Source organism: Actinocatenispora thailandica, assembly GCF_016865425.1.
GTDB classification, from domain to species: Bacteria; Actinomycetota; Actinomycetes; order Mycobacteriales; family Micromonosporaceae; genus Actinocatenispora; species Actinocatenispora thailandica.
The window spans coordinates 5,584,468-5,599,090 of the sequence record NZ_AP023355.1 but is presented as its reverse complement, the minus strand read 5'-3'; the positions used below and the strand labels follow the sequence as shown (position 1 = coordinate 5,599,090).

The 14,623-nt window shown below is 72.0% G+C and carries 14 protein-coding genes; 10 read left to right on the top strand and 4 right to left on the bottom strand.

Annotation, left to right across the window (positions count from 1 at the left end):
• Positions 1–37: 37 nt before the first annotated feature.
• On the bottom strand, positions 38–1,195 hold the full coding sequence (locus tag Athai_RS24925) for an alpha/beta hydrolase family protein (RefSeq protein ID WP_203963748.1): 1,158 nt from the start codon (positions 1,193–1,195) through the stop codon (positions 38–40).
• Positions 1,196–1,464: 269 nt separating this feature from the next.
• On the opposite strand from Athai_RS24925, the gene Athai_RS24920 reads away from it, so the two are divergent.
• The 8 genes from Athai_RS24920 (at position 1,465) to Athai_RS24885 (ending at position 9,034) form a co-directional block, all read left to right on the top strand.
• Positions 1,465–2,658: a sensor histidine kinase gene (locus Athai_RS24920; RefSeq protein ID WP_203963747.1), complete on the top strand. Its 1,194-nt coding sequence runs from the start codon at positions 1,465–1,467 to the stop codon at positions 2,656–2,658.
• Positions 2,655–3,302: a response regulator gene (locus Athai_RS24915; RefSeq protein WP_203963746.1), complete on the top strand. Its 648-nt coding sequence runs from the start codon at positions 2,655–2,657 to the stop codon at positions 3,300–3,302. Before Athai_RS24920 ends, Athai_RS24915 begins: the two co-directional genes overlap by 4 nt.
• A 97-nt stretch (positions 3,303–3,399) precedes the next feature.
• Positions 3,400–4,530 carry an alpha/beta fold hydrolase gene (locus tag Athai_RS24910; protein WP_203963745.1) on the top strand — a complete coding sequence of 377 codons (1,131 nt, stop codon included), beginning with the start codon at positions 3,400–3,402 and terminating at the stop codon, positions 4,528–4,530.
• Between the two features lie 105 nt (positions 4,531–4,635).
• Complete coding sequence (locus Athai_RS24905) at positions 4,636–5,541, top strand: DUF3152 domain-containing protein (protein ID WP_239157152.1); 906 nt, start codon at positions 4,636–4,638, stop codon at positions 5,539–5,541.
• Positions 5,542–5,651: 110 nt separating this feature from the next.
• Positions 5,652–6,878, top strand: coding sequence for an adenylyltransferase/sulfurtransferase MoeZ (gene moeZ / locus Athai_RS24900; protein WP_203963744.1), 1,227 nt, complete (start codon positions 5,652–5,654; stop codon positions 6,876–6,878).
• A 242-nt stretch (positions 6,879–7,120) separates the two neighbouring features.
• The gene (locus tag Athai_RS24895) at positions 7,121–7,885 is read left to right on the top strand and encodes a class I SAM-dependent methyltransferase (protein WP_203963743.1); all 765 of its coding nucleotides are present in this window, start codon (positions 7,121–7,123) and stop codon (positions 7,883–7,885) included.
• Between the two features lie 230 nt (positions 7,886–8,115).
• Positions 8,116–8,703 (top strand): hypothetical protein, encoded by a 588-nt coding sequence (locus tag Athai_RS24890; protein ID WP_203963742.1) that lies wholly within the window; start codon positions 8,116–8,118, stop codon positions 8,701–8,703.
• Positions 8,704–8,725: 22 nt separating this feature from the next.
• Positions 8,726–9,034, top strand: coding sequence for an MGMT family protein (locus Athai_RS24885; protein ID WP_203963741.1), 309 nt, complete (start codon positions 8,726–8,728; stop codon positions 9,032–9,034).
• A gap of 75 nt (positions 9,035–9,109) precedes the next feature.
• Here the strand turns inward: Athai_RS24885 and Athai_RS24880 are convergent, their stop codons facing one another.
• The 3 genes from Athai_RS24880 to Athai_RS24870 form a co-directional block, all read right to left on the bottom strand.
• On the bottom strand, positions 9,110–10,525 hold the full coding sequence (locus Athai_RS24880; RefSeq protein ID WP_203963740.1) for an ABC transporter substrate-binding protein: 1,416 nt from the start codon (positions 10,523–10,525) through the stop codon (positions 9,110–9,112).
• A gap of 61 nt (positions 10,526–10,586) precedes the next feature.
• A complete protein-coding gene (locus tag Athai_RS24875; RefSeq protein ID WP_203963739.1) occupies positions 10,587–11,471 on the bottom strand; it encodes a carbohydrate ABC transporter permease in 885 nt (294 codons plus the stop codon).
• Positions 11,471–12,439: a carbohydrate ABC transporter permease gene (locus tag Athai_RS24870; RefSeq protein WP_203963738.1), complete on the bottom strand. Its 969-nt coding sequence runs from the start codon at positions 12,437–12,439 to the stop codon at positions 11,471–11,473. The genes Athai_RS24875 and Athai_RS24870 overlap by 1 nt, the downstream gene beginning before the upstream one ends.
• Before the next feature lie 311 nt (positions 12,440–12,750).
• Here Athai_RS24870 and Athai_RS24865 point away from each other — a divergent pair, with 311 nt between their 5' ends.
• Positions 12,751–13,701: an ATP-binding cassette domain-containing protein gene (locus tag Athai_RS24865; RefSeq protein ID WP_203966146.1), complete on the top strand. Its 951-nt coding sequence runs from the start codon at positions 12,751–12,753 to the stop codon at positions 13,699–13,701.
• A gap of 81 nt (positions 13,702–13,782) precedes the next feature.
• Positions 13,783–14,547 (top strand): ABC transporter permease, encoded by a 765-nt coding sequence (locus Athai_RS24860; protein ID WP_203963737.1) that lies wholly within the window; start codon positions 13,783–13,785, stop codon positions 14,545–14,547.
• The last annotated feature ends 76 nt before the right edge of the window (positions 14,548–14,623 follow it).

Below are 14,623 nucleotides of genomic sequence, written 5' to 3'. Positions count from 1 at the left end.
CCGCCGCGACCGAGCGGAAGTGTAGGACCCGGACCGATCAGCGGTGGAAGACGATCTCCGGGTCGGCCGGGTTCGGGTGGTCCAGGATCGGTTCGTACCGGCCGCGCAACTGGCGGTCGACGAAGGCGGCCACGTACCGCCGGGTCAGCCGCACCGAACGCGCCCCGCCGACCGCGGCGAGCGGCGGCAGCCCCAGCTGGTCGTTGAGCAGCGTGAGATCGGTGAACGTGAAGTGCTCGGAACCGGTGACGGTCAACCACCGGTGCCAGCCGGTCAGCTTGCCGGCCAGCGCGTCCCACTTGCCGTCGTCGCCGGGCAGGTGGTGCGCCGAGGACCCGAACAGCAGGAACGGTCGGTGCAGCCCGCCCGCTGGTGCCGGTACGTGCGGGGTGCCGTCCATGTTGATCCCGGCGTCGATGCGCCGGTCGGCGGCCATCGCGGCGGACGCGGTCGCGCCGCCGACCGAGTGCCCGACCAGGGCGATCCGGGACGCGTCGATCCGGCGTGCCCACCGCCACGCCGGCTGCCGGCCGGTCAGCTCGTCCAGCACGAAGCGGATGTCGGCGACCCGGCTGGCCACCACGTCGGAACCCGCCGCGCCGCAGGCCTCGCAGGTGTCCAGCTGGCCGCCCGGATAGGTGGTGGCGACCGACTCGTACCGGTGGTCGACCGCCGCGACCAGGTAGCCGCGGCTGGCGAGGTCCTCGGCGACCGCGGTCAGCGTCGCCGCCGGCTGGGTGAACCCGGGAGACAGCACGACCAGCGGCCGCCGGCCAGGCAGCGGCGCGGTGCCGGCGTAGGAGTGGGTACGGACGTGGCTCAGCGCGTCCGGCGGCACCGCCGTCAGGTGGTCGGCGGTCAGCAGCGCCGCCGACTCCGCCGCGCCGAGGTACGGCGCCGGCCCGCCGTGCCGGTGTGCCGTCGGGTACCGCAGCGTCACCTTGAGCCGCCGCGGCCCGGCCGACGGCACCCAGGGGTCGGTGCGGCCGGCGTCCACCAGGTCGATCCGGTCGACGCCCACCGGGTACCGGCCGGTCGGCGCCGGCAGCGCGAGCGCGCCGCCACCATCGAACTGGTGTGCCGGCGCCGCGGTGGCCGTCGCCGCCGGCGCCACCGCCACCGGGCCGAGCAGCCCGGCCAGGGCCACCGCACCGATCGCCCGCCGGGCGAGCGACCTGGATGCGCGGCCGGACACGCGTCGCTGGCCGCCTTTCGGTACCGCGGGGCCCGATTGCCGGCGGTCGAACCGGCGCAGCCGGCCGATCGCGCCGCGCAGTCTCGCGCGGGGGATGCCGGGGAGGTCGTCGCTGGGACGTGGTCGAGGTTTCTGCATGCCGTCCAGCGTTGGTGCACCGGCCGCGTCGTGTCGTCGGCGGGACGTTGCCGGCGGGTACGACTTTCGTCGTGCCTGGCGACTGTCGATCGATGGACGCGGCGTCCGGAACCGGTCCGTACGCTGGTGCGATGCAGTACGTGGCGGGCCGGGCGGCGGGCGGGGCGATCTTCGAGGCGGCCAGCCGTGCGGTGGTTCGGTGGTCGCCGCTGCTGGTCGGGATCGGCGTGTTCGCGTTCGCCACCGCCGGGCTGGATCTCGGCCCGATCCCGGCGGACGCCAAGCATGGCTGGCTGCTGGCCGGCTGCGCGGGGTGCGGCGTGGTCGCCGGCCTGGCCCGCTGGCGGCTGTGGCCGCTGTTCGTGCTGGCCCCGATTGCGCTGGTCGGCGCGCTGCTGTGGCCGCCGACGGTGGTCGCCGCGTTCTACGCCGGCTACCGGCTGCGGGGCCGGCGGCTGCTGGCCTTCGGCGCCGCTGCGGTGGTGGTCGAGGCGGCGTCGGTGCTGGTCAACCAGCTGATCGGGGGCTACCGCGCGGTGTGGGGGAGCATCTCGAACACGCTGCTGGAGGTGGTGGTGTTCGTGGCGCTGCCGATGATCCTCGGGCTGTGGCTGGCGGCCCGCCGGGGCCTGCTCGACGAGCTGCGGGACCGGGCGGAGCGGGCCGAACGCGAGCAGGCGGCGCGCGCCGAGGCGGCCCGGTCCACCGAACGGGCCCGGATCGCCCGGGAGATGCACGACGTGGTGGCGCACCGGGTGTCGCTGATGGTGCTGCACGCCGGCGCGATCGAGGTGACCGCCACCGACGCCGGGGTGAGCGCCGAGGCGGCGCTGATCCGTACCACCGGGCGGGCGGCGCTGACCGACCTGCGTGCCGTGCTCGGCGTGCTGCGCACCCGCACCGGCGAGTCCGGTACCGCGCCGCAGCCCGGGTTGGCCGAGTTGCCGGCGCTGGTCGAGCAGTCCCGGTCCGCCGGGGTGCCGGTGACGCTGGAGGTCGACGCCGCGTCCGCTCGAGCGCCGGACACGGTGCGGCGGGCCGCGTACCGGGTGGTGCAGGAGGCGCTGACCAACGTGCACAAGCACGCCGGCCGGGTCGAGACCGTGGTGCGGGTCGGGCTCGCCGCCGGCGGCCTGACCGTCGAGGTCCGCAACGAACCGCCGACCGAGCCGGTGGAACCGGCGGTGTCCGGCCGGCTCGGCCTCGCCGGGCTGCGCGAGCGGGTGGCGCTGCTCGGCGGCGAGTGCCACGCCGGGGCCGACCCGGACGGTGGCTTCACCGTTCGTGCGGTGCTGCCGGTGCCGGCCGGGACGGCGGCGGCATGATCCGGGTGCTGATCGTCGACGACGAGGCGCTGGTGCGCTCCGGGCTGCGGCTGATCCTGTCCGCGGCCGAGGACATCCTGGTGGTGGCGGAGGCGGCGGACGGCGCGGCGGCGGTGGCCGCGGTTCGCCGGCACCGGCCGGACGTGGTGCTGATGGACGTCCGGATGCCCGGCACGGACGGGCTCACCGCGGCCGAGCAGCTGCGCGCGTTGCCGGCCCGACCGCACGTGATCATGCTGACCACTTTCGACGAGGACGAGTACGTGCATCGGGCGCTGCGCGCCGGCGCGGTCGGCTTCCTGCTCAAGGACACCCCGCCGACCGAGCTGGCCGGCGCGGTCCGCACCGTCGCGGCGGGCAACGCGATGCTCGCGCCGACCGTCACCCGGCGGCTGCTGGACACCTTCGACGACCGGTACGCCGGCCCGGCGGTGGCGGCGAGCGCCCGCCTCGACGTGCTCACCGACCGGGAGCGGGAGGTGGCCGACGAGGTGGCGGAGGGCCGGTCCAACGCCGAGATCGCGCGCCGGCTGGGTACCACCGAGGCGACGGTCAAGACGCACGTCAGCCGGATCCTGGCGAAGCTGGGCCTGGACAACCGGGTGCAGGCCGCGATCCTGGTCCGCGACGCCGCCCACCGCTGAGCGCCACCCGCCTTGTTGATCATGGCGTCGTGTCGATTGCTCGCCCAGCCAACGCCATGATCAACGCGCCTGTGGGACATGGGGATAGGTTGGCGGAGTGCGGAAGGCGGCGATGGCGGCGGCGGGGCTGGTGCCGGACCGGCCGGTCACCGCGTGGCCGGTGCGCAAGCTGTGGGTGCGCGGGCTGGCCAGCCGGATGCGGGTTGTCGGCGAACCGGGCGGCACCCCGATCGCGTACGTGCACGGGCTCGGCGGTTCGGCGCTGGACTGGACGCTGCTGGGCGGGCTGCTCGCGCCGCGCCGCGGGTACGCGCTGGACCTGCCCGGGTTCGGCGGCAGCGCGCCGCTGCGCCGCTGCACGCTGCCGGCACTGGCCGAGCACGTCGCGGGCTGGCTGGCGGCACTCGACGGCCCGGTGCACCTGGTCGGCAACTCGCTGGGCGGGGCGGTCACGGTGCGGGTCGCGGCGGCCCACCCGGAGCTGGTGCGCAGCCTGACCCTGATCTCGCCGGCGATGCCGTTCCACCGACCGTGGCAGTCGCAGCTCGGCCCCCTGGTGCCGGCGGCGTGGCTGCCGGGCGCGGCGCTGGCGCTGTCGGCGTCGATGCGCCGGCTCGGCCCGGCCGGCCTGACCCGGCAGTCGCTGGACAGTTGCATGGCGCAGCCCGGTACGGTCACCGCCGAGTTGCTGGACGCGTTCGTCGCCGAGGCCGGCGAGTGGTTGACCACCCGCTGGCACGCCGAGGCGTACCTGCGGACGTTCCGGGCGCTGCTGGTCGACTTCCTGCGTGCCGGTACCGACACGCTCTGGTCGGCGGTCGCCCGCATCGCCGTGCCGACGCTGGTGGTGTGGGGCCGCGACGACCGGTTGGTGCCGGTCCGGCTGGCCGACCGGCTGGCCGCCACCGGCCCGGACGTCCGGCTGCTCACCCTCGACGGCGTCGGCCACGTCGCCCAGCTGGAGAACCCGCGTACCGTGGCGCGTGCGCTGCTCGCCCTCGTCACCGAAAGCGACCGGGCCGCCAGCGACCGGGACGGCGGTGACCGGGCCGCCAGCGGCCGGGACGGCGGTGACCGGGACGGCGCGGTCGGTGCCGACAGCCGGGCCGGCGTGCCGGGCGAGGGCGGTCGGGCCCGTGGCCCCGCAACGGGCGGTGGGGCCCGCGGCCCCGCAACGGGCGGTCGGGCCGGCGGCCCCGGCGGGGCGGGCGAGGACCGGCCACGATAGCGCCGGCGGCCGGCGGATCGGCCAATGCCGTCGATACGGTGAGAAACGTCGCTGGTTCGTGTCGTGACGCGATCACCTGGGCCGTTCGTGGCACCCTGAGCTGCAATGTCAGCACCGACGCGCCCACGTCCACGCAGCGGGGCGGCAGCCCGGGTCGACGCCCGGCTGCTCGCCCGGCAGCGGATGCTGCGTCGTCGCCGGCGGACGTTCCTGCTGGTGGTGCTGCTGGTTGCGGTGGTCGTGGTGGCCGTCGACCTGGTCCAGGGCGGGACCAGGGATCCGCGGCACGGTGCCTCCGCGGTGGCGAAGTCGCCGAGTACGGTGCCGAGCGGCGCCCCGGTGAGTCACCACCACAGCGCGTCACCGACGCCGAGCGCGTCGGCGAGCGCCGAAACGGTGCGGTACCCGAAGGACGGGTCCGGGAAGTTCGTCACCGCGCCCGGCACCAGCAAGGTGTACGGCCGCTCCGGCACGTTGCTGCGGTTCCAGGTCGAGGTGGAGACCGACATCAAGGGCATCGACGTGTCGGCGTTCGCCGACCGGGTGGTGGCGATCCTCGGCAACAAGCAGGGCTGGACGGCCGGCGGTGACTGGCGGTTCCAGCGGGTCGGGCCGGGCGCGTCGGCCGACTTCGTGCTGCACCTGGTCACGCCCGGCACCCGGGACCGGATGTGCCACGACGACCCGGACGGCTACACCTCCTGCCGGTACGAGGACAGCGTGATGATCAACGTGTCCCGCTGGGTGCACGGCGTGCCGTACTACAAGAATCTCGACGACTACCGCGACTACGCGATCGGTCACGAGGTGGGGCACCGGCTCGGCCACGGTCACCAGCTGTGCCCGGGCAAAGGCAAGAAGGCGCCGACGATGCAGCAGCAGACGCTGGGCATGCACGGCTGCGTGCCGAACCCGTGGCCGTACCCGAACGGCAAGCTCTACCAGGGCCCGGAGGGCGACTACTCGCAGGCCGACATCCCGAAGGACCCGTCGAGCTACTACACCGGCTGATTCCGATACACCGGCTGATTCCGAACCGGCTGATTCCGAACCGGCCGGCTCGACCGGCTGCTGGGACGGGTGGCGGAGGTCATGGGCGACCCCCGCGCCGGCGAGCAACAATGTTCGATGAACGTCAACCCGTACCCGAGCCACGGAGGAGACCCGTGTCGCTCCCACCGCTCGTCGAGCCCGCCGCGGAGTTGTCCGTGGACGAGGTCCGGCGCTACTCCCGGCATCTGATCATTCCGGACGTCGCCATGGACGGCCAGAAGCGGCTGAAGAACGCGAAGGTGCTGTGTGTCGGCGCGGGCGGGCTCGGCTCTCCGGCGCTGCTCTACCTCGCGGCGGCCGGTGTCGGCACCCTCGGCGTGATCGACTTCGACACCGTCGACGAGTCGAACCTGCAGCGCCAGATCATCCACGGCGTGTCCGACGTGGGCAAGTCGAAGGCGCAGTCGGCGAAGGAGTCGATCGCCGAGATCAACCCGCTGGTCGAGGTCGTGGTGCACGACGAGCAGCTGACCATCGACAACGTGATGGACATCTTCGCCGGTTACGACCTGATCGTGGACGGCACCGACAACTTCGCCACCCGGTACATGGTGAACGACGCGGCGGTGCTGCTCGGCAAGCCGTACGTGTGGGGGTCGATCTACCGGTTCGACGGGCAGGCCAGCGTGTTCTGGGCCGAGCACGGCCCCTGCTACCGCTGCCTGTACCCGGTGCCGCCGCCGCCCGGGATGGTGCCGTCCTGCGCCGAGGGCGGGGTGCTCGGCGTGCTGTGCGCCTCGATCGGCTCGATCCAGGTGAACGAGGCGATCAAGCTGATCACCGGGATCGGTGACCCGCTGGTCGGCCGGCTGATGGTGTACGACGCGCTGGAGATGTCCTACCGCGACATCAAGGTGCGCAAGGACCCGAACTGCCCGCTGTGCGGCGAGCACCCGACCCAGACCGCGCTGCTGGAGGACTACGAGGACTTCTGCGGCGCGGTGTCGGACGAGGCGACCGAGGCCGTGCAGGGGTCGACGATCACCGCCACCGAGCTGAAGGAGTGGCAGGACGCCGGCAAGGACTTCCTGCTGGTCGACGTGCGGGAGCAGGCCGAGTTCGAGATCATCCGGATCCCCGGCTCGGTGCTGATCCCGAAGGGCGACATCCTGTCCGGCGAGGCGCTGGCGTCGCTGCCGCAGGACCGGCAGATCGTGTTGCACTGCAAGTCCGGGGTGCGCTCGGCGGAGGCGCTGGCGGCGTTGAAGGCGGCCGGGTTCGCCGACGCGGTGCACGTGCAGGGCGGCGTGCTGGCCTGGCAGGCCCAGGTGGATCCGAGTCTGCCGACGTACTGATCGTCCGAACCGTGTGGCGGGGCCCGGATCCACCCGGATCCGGGCCCCGCGTCGTTCCGGTCCGATCCGTGCCCCGTGGGCGGTGCCTGGCTCAGCGCACGGTTACCGCTCGGCCAGTCCGGGTGAAGACCTGATCAGCGGACGATTAACGCTGATCCGCGCACCCCGGCAACGGGCTCGCCGCACACTAGTTTCCGGGGGAGGGCGTCACCTGGCGCCGGGGATCGCTAGGGAGCGTTGCGGTGCATGCGTCGCAGTACAACCACATGGCCGAGACGATGTCGAGGTACCTGCCGAAGGGGCGACATCTGGACGTCGTGGAACTCGGGTCCGCCACGTCACCGAACCAGCTGGTCACCCATCGTGCCCTGTTCGAGGGCATCGACCACTCGTACTTCGGCGTCGACGTGCGGGACGGCAACAACGTCGACGCGGTGATGCCCAAGCCGTACACGATCCCGGTGAAGAGCGGCCGCGCCGACGTCGTCGTGTCGGGTTCGGTGTTCGAGCACATCCCGATGCCCTGGGCGTCGATCCTGGAGGTCGCCCGGATCCTCCGGCCCGGCGGGCTGTTCTTCTTCACCGCGCCGTCGCGGGGGCACAAGCACACCGGCGTGGACTGCTGGCGCTACTACCCGGACGGGGTCCGGGCGCTCGCGACGGCGTCCCGGCTGACCCTCCGGCACGTGCACACGCACTACCCGCCGAAGAGCGACGGCCGGCTCGACTACGCGCGGATCGCGGTCGACGACTACTGGGGCGACACGGTCGCGGTGCTGCAGAAACCGGTCAAGTACGCCCCGACCATGCGGTTCATCCGTCCGGTGGTGCGCTGGTGGGCCAACCGTGCCTCCCGGCTGGGGCCGCTGGGCGACACCCCCGATCCGGCGACGCGCTGTTCGGTCGTCCGGGACCGGGCGGCGGGGCCGTGGGACGAGGTGTTGGAGCAGGCCAAGGCGCGGGCGGGGCAGTCCGCGGACGAGACCGCGGCTGCTGGCCGATCCTGACCGCCGGGCTCCCCGGGCTCCCCGGGCTCCCCGGGCTCCCCGGGCTCCCCGGGCTCCCTGGGCTCCCTGGGCTCCCCGGGCTCCCCGGGCTCTCGGGGTTCCCGGCTCTCGGGGCTCCCGGGGCCGCGCCCGGTGTCCGGGCTGGGTCCGCCGCCGGCCGGGCGTGTCGGTTCGCAGGTTCTCGACGGTCGACTTCACACCGGCTTGACACCCGCCGGCATGATCATGGTGTGCCTGCGAACCTGCCGACCGCCTGCCGGGCGTTGACCTCCGCCGACCAGCCCGGATTCGCCACTGCACTGTCCACTGTGTACGGTCAGGTGGCCGTCGCGACGCCCGCCGACCGGCAGGCCGCGATGACCCACCTGGGCGGCAGGCTGGAACTGCTCGACCCGGCCCCGGCCAGCTGGGCGGCCACCGTCGTCGCCCTGCTCACCGAGTACGGCGCCGATCCCGCGCCGGCGGTGTCGCCGGTGCTCGGCTGCCTGAAGACCGTCGCCGAGGGCGCCGGCTACTTCGCCGACGCCTGGCACGAGGCGACCGACGAGCCGCTGCCCGACCCGGCCGGCGTGCCCGACCGGCGGATCCGCCGGATCCTGGAACGTGGGCTGGGCGACGCGACCGAGGTGGTGCTGGAGGCGTGGGCCAGCCTGCCGCGCTGGTCCGCCGCCGCGCTGGCGGTGCTGCGGGTGGTGGTCCCGCCGGACGGGCCGGACACCGCGCAGCTGGTGCGCGCGGTGACCGGCGCCGAACCGTACTGCGTGGACCTGGCCCCGGTGCGCCGGCTGCTCACCGAACCCGCCACCGTCCCCATCTGACCCGGGGCAGTACCGTTCGGGTATGGAGCTGCCCGACAACGCGGACGCGGTGTTGACGGTCGTCGAGGCGATCCCGCCCGGCCGGGTCATGTCGTACGGGGCGATCGCCGACGTGGTGTGCGCGCGCGGCGGCGTGGCGTCGGCGCGCTCGGTCGGTACGGTGATGGCCCGCTACGGTGCCGCGGTGTGCTGGTACCGGGTGGTCAACTCGGTGGGGCGGACGCCGCCGGGGCACGAGCTGCGGGCCCGGGCGCTGCTCGCCGCGGAGGGCGTGCCGTTCCGCGGCGACCGGGTGGACATGCGGGCCGCCGCCTGGTACCCGGCGGACTGACCCTCCCTTGTGGATGGTGTCGGCGCGACGACGGCCCGCCGGAACGGATCCGGCGGGCCGTCCGTGGCTGGCGCGCTACTTCTGCACCGCGCGGTTGTAGTCGGCGATCGGCTTGGCCAGCGAGTCGGCCGCGGCCTTCATGTTGGCCGCCGCGGTGCTCGGGTCGCCGGAGGTGATGGTCTTCTCCAGGCCCTCCTCGGCGGCCTGCCGGGCCTGCGGCATGACGCCGAGCGCGCAGCCGGAGCTGGCGATCGACGGCTTCGCCGAGTGCAGCTGCTGCACCGCGACGTTGAACTGCGGGTACTGCTTCACCCACGCCTTGTCGGTCGGCTCGTCCAGCGCTTTGCTGTTGACCGGGAAGTAGCCGGTACCGGTGTGCCAGCTGGCCTGCATCGCCGGGGACGAGGCGAACTTGACGAACTCCCAGGAGGCGCGCTTCTGCGCGTCGGTGTGGCCGATGCCGTCGATCCACAGGCTGGCGCCGCCGATGATGGTGCCGCCGTCGGGCGCACCGTTGCCGGTCAGTCGCGGGAACGGCGCGGCGGCGACGCTGAACTTGCCCTTCGAGCCGTTGATGAAGTCGCGCAGCTCGCCGGTGGACTCCAGCTCCATCGCGACGGTACCGGACTTGAACGCCTGCTGCGCCGCGTCGGTGGTGCGGCCGGTGTTCGAGGCGTACCCCTTCTTGACCATGGTGGTCCACCACTGGGCGAGCTTGATGCCGTCCGGGCCGGCGAAGTTCACCTTGCTGGCGAGGCCCTTGCGGCCGTTGTCGTCGTTGCAGTACTGGTCGCCGTTGGTGGCCATCAGCTGTTCGAGGTACCAGCCGTAGATGGCGGCGTTGAAGCCGACGATGTTCTTCTTCTTGTCGGTCAGCTTCTTCGCGTCCGCCTCGATCTCGTCGAGGTTCTTCGGCGGCTTGTTCGGGTCCAGCCCGGCCTTTTTGAACAGGTCCTTGTTGATGTACAGCAGCGGCATCGAGGAGTTGAACGGCATCGACCACTGCTTGCCGTCGAACTGGTAGTAGCTCGCGATGTTCGGCTCGATCGCGGAGGCGTCCCACTTGTCCTTGGCGATGAACTTGTACATCGGCACGGTCTGCTTCGAGTCGATCATGAAGCGGGACCCGATGTCGTACACCTGGATCAGTTCCGGCGTGTTCTTCTGCTGCACCGCGGTCTTGTACTTGGCGATCGCGTCGTCGTACTCGCCGACGTACAGCGGCTTGACCACGATCTTGCCCTGGTGCGCGGCGTTGAACTTGTCCACGATCTGCTTGAGCGCGGTGACGTTGGCGCCCTTCATGCTGTGCCAGAACTCCACCGTCACCGGCGACTTGGCGCCCTTGAGGGCGTCGGCGCCGGGCGCGTCGGTGGAGTTGGTGCCGGAGTCGCTGCCGCCGCAGGCGGCCATCGTGGCGGTCAGTGCCAGCGCGGCGGCGCCGACCAGGGCGCGCGCCGCGAGGCCGCGCCGGATCTTGGCTGATCTCATGGTGTCGTTACCTCCACAGGGGTTCGTACGGTCGACGGACCGGCACGCGGGGTCGTGGTTCTCAGCGCACCGCGCCGGCGGTGAGGCCGCGGACGATGTAGCGCTGGCCGAAGATGACGATCAGCAGGGTCGGGATGACCGACAGGGCGGCCCCGGCCACGACCAGGCCGAGGTCGCCGACCTCGGCGTTGCGCAGCTGGGTGATGCCGATCTGCAGGGTCTGCTGGGAGGCGCTGCGGGTCACCAGCAGCGGCCAGAAGTACTGGTTCCACGCGGTGAGGAAGATGTACACCCCGGCGGCGGCGATCGACGGCCGGGCCAGCGGTACCAGGATGCGCCACAGGAACCGCAGGTGGCCGCAGCCGTCCATGGTGGCGGCGTCCCGCAGCTCGCTGGGGAACTGCAGGAACGCCTGGCGCAGCAGGAAGGTGCCGAACATGTTGGCCAGGAACGGCAGCACCAGACCGACCAGCACCCCGAAGCCGGACGTCAGCAGGTGCCAGTCGCCGATGTGCAGGTAGTTCGGGATGATGATCGACTCGGCCGGCACCATCAGGGTGGCCATGAAGGCGCCGAACAGGTAGCGGCGGCCCCACATCGGCATCAGCGCGAACGCGTACGCCGCGAAGATGCTCGTGATCAGCTGCGCGATCGTGATGATTCCGGCCTGCACCACCGAGTTGAGGTACTGCCGGCCGAGCGGGATGGAGTCGAACACGCCGGTGACGTTGGACCAGCGGAACCCGCTGGGGAAGATCCGCGGCGGGGAGGAGGCCAGGTCGCCGCCGGGCATCACGCTGCCGACGAACGCGTAGTAGATCGGGAAGACGACCGGGATCAGCGCCAGGATCAGCACCAGGTAGACCACGATCTTGCCGGCGCCGATCCGCCGCCGCGGCCGGGCGGCCACCGGTTTGTCCACAGTGGAGGGGTTCGGTTCGGCCATCAGTAGTGCACCTTCCGCTGCAACAGCCCGAACTGGATGCCGGTACAGGCCAGCACGATCACCAGCAGCACCATCGCCTGGGCGCTGGCGGTACCGAAGTCGCTGGAGCCGAACGCGAACGCCTTCTTGTAGATGGAGTAGACCAGCGTGGTGGTCGAGTTGTCCGGGCCGCCCCTGGTGAGGATGTGGATCTGGCCGAAGCTCTGCAGCGACTGGATCGTGGTGACCACGACGAGGAAGAACAGCTGTGGCGACAGCAGCGGCAGGATGATCCGGCGGGCCAGTTTCGGCCCGCTCGCCCCGTCGAGCCGGGCGGCCTCCATCACCTCGGTCGGGATCGAACCGACGCCGGCGGACAGGACGAGCACGTTGTAGCCGAGGTTCATCCACACCGTGGTCAGCGCCAGCGAGATCATCGCCACGTGCGGGTCGGTGGTCCAGCCGACCTTGCCGATGCCGAGGAAGCCGAGAATGCCGTTGGCCAGGCCGATCTGGTAGTTGTAGATGACCGAGAAGATCACCGACGCGGTCGCCACGCTGAACGCGAACGGCAGCGCGAACGCGGTGCGCAGCACCCGCACCCCGCGCAGCTGCGCCTCCAGCAGCAGCACCACCGCGAGCGCGCCGAGCACCCCGGGGACGACCGTCAGCAGCACGAACTCGACCGTGTTGAGCAGCACCCGGCCGAACTCGGCGGAGGTGAACATGTCCCGGTAGTTGTCCAGCCCGACGAACACCGACGCGCCGCCGAACAGGTCGCTGCCGTGCAGCGACAGGTAGATCGAGTCGCCCAGTGGCCACACCACGAACAGTGCGAACACGATCGTCGACGGCACCAGGAACAGGTACGCGAGGGCGTGCTCGCGGCCGTGCCGGGGTGTCGCCCGGGCGGGCCGGTCGGTGGGGGAGGGGTCGGCGGGGGCACCGCGGTCGGCGGCCTCGGCGGCACCCCGGGTCTGTGCGGTCACTCCGGATTCCTCCCGTCCGACCATGGTTCACGTCATGTTCGCCGTTAAGCAGAGGTATCACCTGTTGCTGATCATTCCAGCGCTCGGATTCTGCCACGACCGACATGTCCGTGCTGTACGCCGAAGGTTGATCTATCGGCGGTACCCGCGTGAACAGCAGGTTTCCCCGTTCCGTTCTGATGCGTGATGTCGCATCTGCGCCGAGCGTGTCAGGGGTTGACGCCAAATTGACTTGACTGACGTCACGAATGCCGTCACCATGGCGTCGTACGGCCGACGCTGGCCGCCGACCCCTGGGGGAACCAGACATGATTATCGAAACCACCGCGCTGCGAAAGAGCTTCCGGTCCCGCAAGGGCACCGTCGAAGCGGTTCGCGGTGTCGACCTGGCCGTGGCCGAGGGGCAGGTGTTCGGCTTCCTCGGCCCCAACGGCGCCGGTAAGACGACCACCCTGCGGATGCTCGCCACGCTGCTCGCCCCGGACGGCGGCAGCGCCGTCGTCGCCGGCGCCGACCTGCGCCGCGAACCCGGCGAGGTGCGCCGCCGGATCGGCTACGTCGGCCAGAACGGCGGCACCTGGCGGGAGGCCACCGCGCGCGAGGAACTCGTCCTGCAGGCCCGGCTGTACGGGGTGAGCAAGGCCGACGCGGTCCGGCGCGCGGCGCGCTCGATCGAGGCGTTCCAGCTCGACGCGTTCGCCGACCGCAAGACGGTGACCTACTCCGGCGGCCAGAAGCGCCGCGTCGACATCGCGCTCGGCCTGGTGCACGACCCGCGGCTGGTGTTCCTCGACGAGCCGACCACCGGCCTGGACCCGGCCAGCCGCAGCCACGTCTGGGACGAGGTGCGCCGGCTGCGCGCCGAGGGCATGACGGTCTTCCTGACCACCCACTACCTCGACGAGGCGGACGCGCTCTGCGACCAGATCTCCATCATGGACGGCGGCCTGATCGTCGCCGAGGGCACCGCCGACGAGCTCAAGCAGCAGGTCGAAGGCGACGTCATCACGCTCGGCTTCGGCCCGGACGGCACCGAGGCGGTCGCCGCCGCGGAGAAGCTGCTCACCGCGGAGCCGTACGCCCGCCGCGCCGAACGCGCCGACACCGAGCTGCGGCTGTACGTCGCCGGCGGCGCCACCGCGATGCCCCAGCTGATGCGGGTACTCGACGGCGCCGGCCTCACCGTAGAGACCGTCGAGCTGCACCGGCCCAGCCTCGACGACGTGTTCCTCGCCAAGACCGGCCGGTCGCTGCGCGACTGACCGGGCCGCGGCGGACGGGAGCCCGTCACCGGCACCGTCGCGCCGCGCGCGCCGAATCGCTTGCCTACAAGGAGAATCGTGATGCCATCGTTGGTCCGGGACACCTGGCTGGTGTTCCAACGATCGATGTTGTTGACCCTGCGCAACCCCACCTGGGTCGCCGTCGGCCTGGCCCAGCCGCTGTACTACCTGCTGCTGTTCGCGCCGCTGTTGAAGAACGTGCGGGCGCCCGGGATGGCCGGCGGCGATGCCGCCTTCGCCTTCTTCATCCCGGGGCTGCTCACCCAGCTGGCCCTGTTCGGCACGCTGTTCGTCGGCTTCGGGCTGATCGGCGAGCTGCGCGACGGCGTGATCGAGCGGATGCGGGTCACCCCGGTCAGCCGGTTCGCGCTGCTGCTCGGCCGCGCCCTGCGCGACGTGGTCACCCTGGTCGTCCAGGCGATCGTGCTGGTCGTGATCTCGATCCCGTTCGGCCTGTCCGTCCACTTCGGACCGCTGATCCTGGTGCTGTGCCTGATGGTGCTGCTGGCGCTGCTCGGCGCCTCGGTCTCGTACGCGGTGGCGCTGATCCTGAAGAGCGAGGACGCGCTGGCCCCGCTGGCCAACGGCGTCGCGATGCCGATCCTGCTGCTGTCCGGCGTGTTCCTGCCGATGGCCGCCGCCCCCGGCTGGCTGCAGGGCATCTCGCACGCCAACCCGCTGCGCTACGCGGTCGACGCCTCCCGCGACCTGTTCGCCGGTCACATCACCACCAACGCGGTGTACGAGGCAGCGATCATCCTGCTCGCCCTCACCGTCGCCTCGGTGATCTGGGCCGCCCGCCGCTTCGCCCGCAGCGTCTCCTGACCCGCCCTTACCCACGCAGCGCCCGGTCGGCACGAGGGGTCCGACCGGGCGCCGCGTTTACCGCCCCGACGGGACT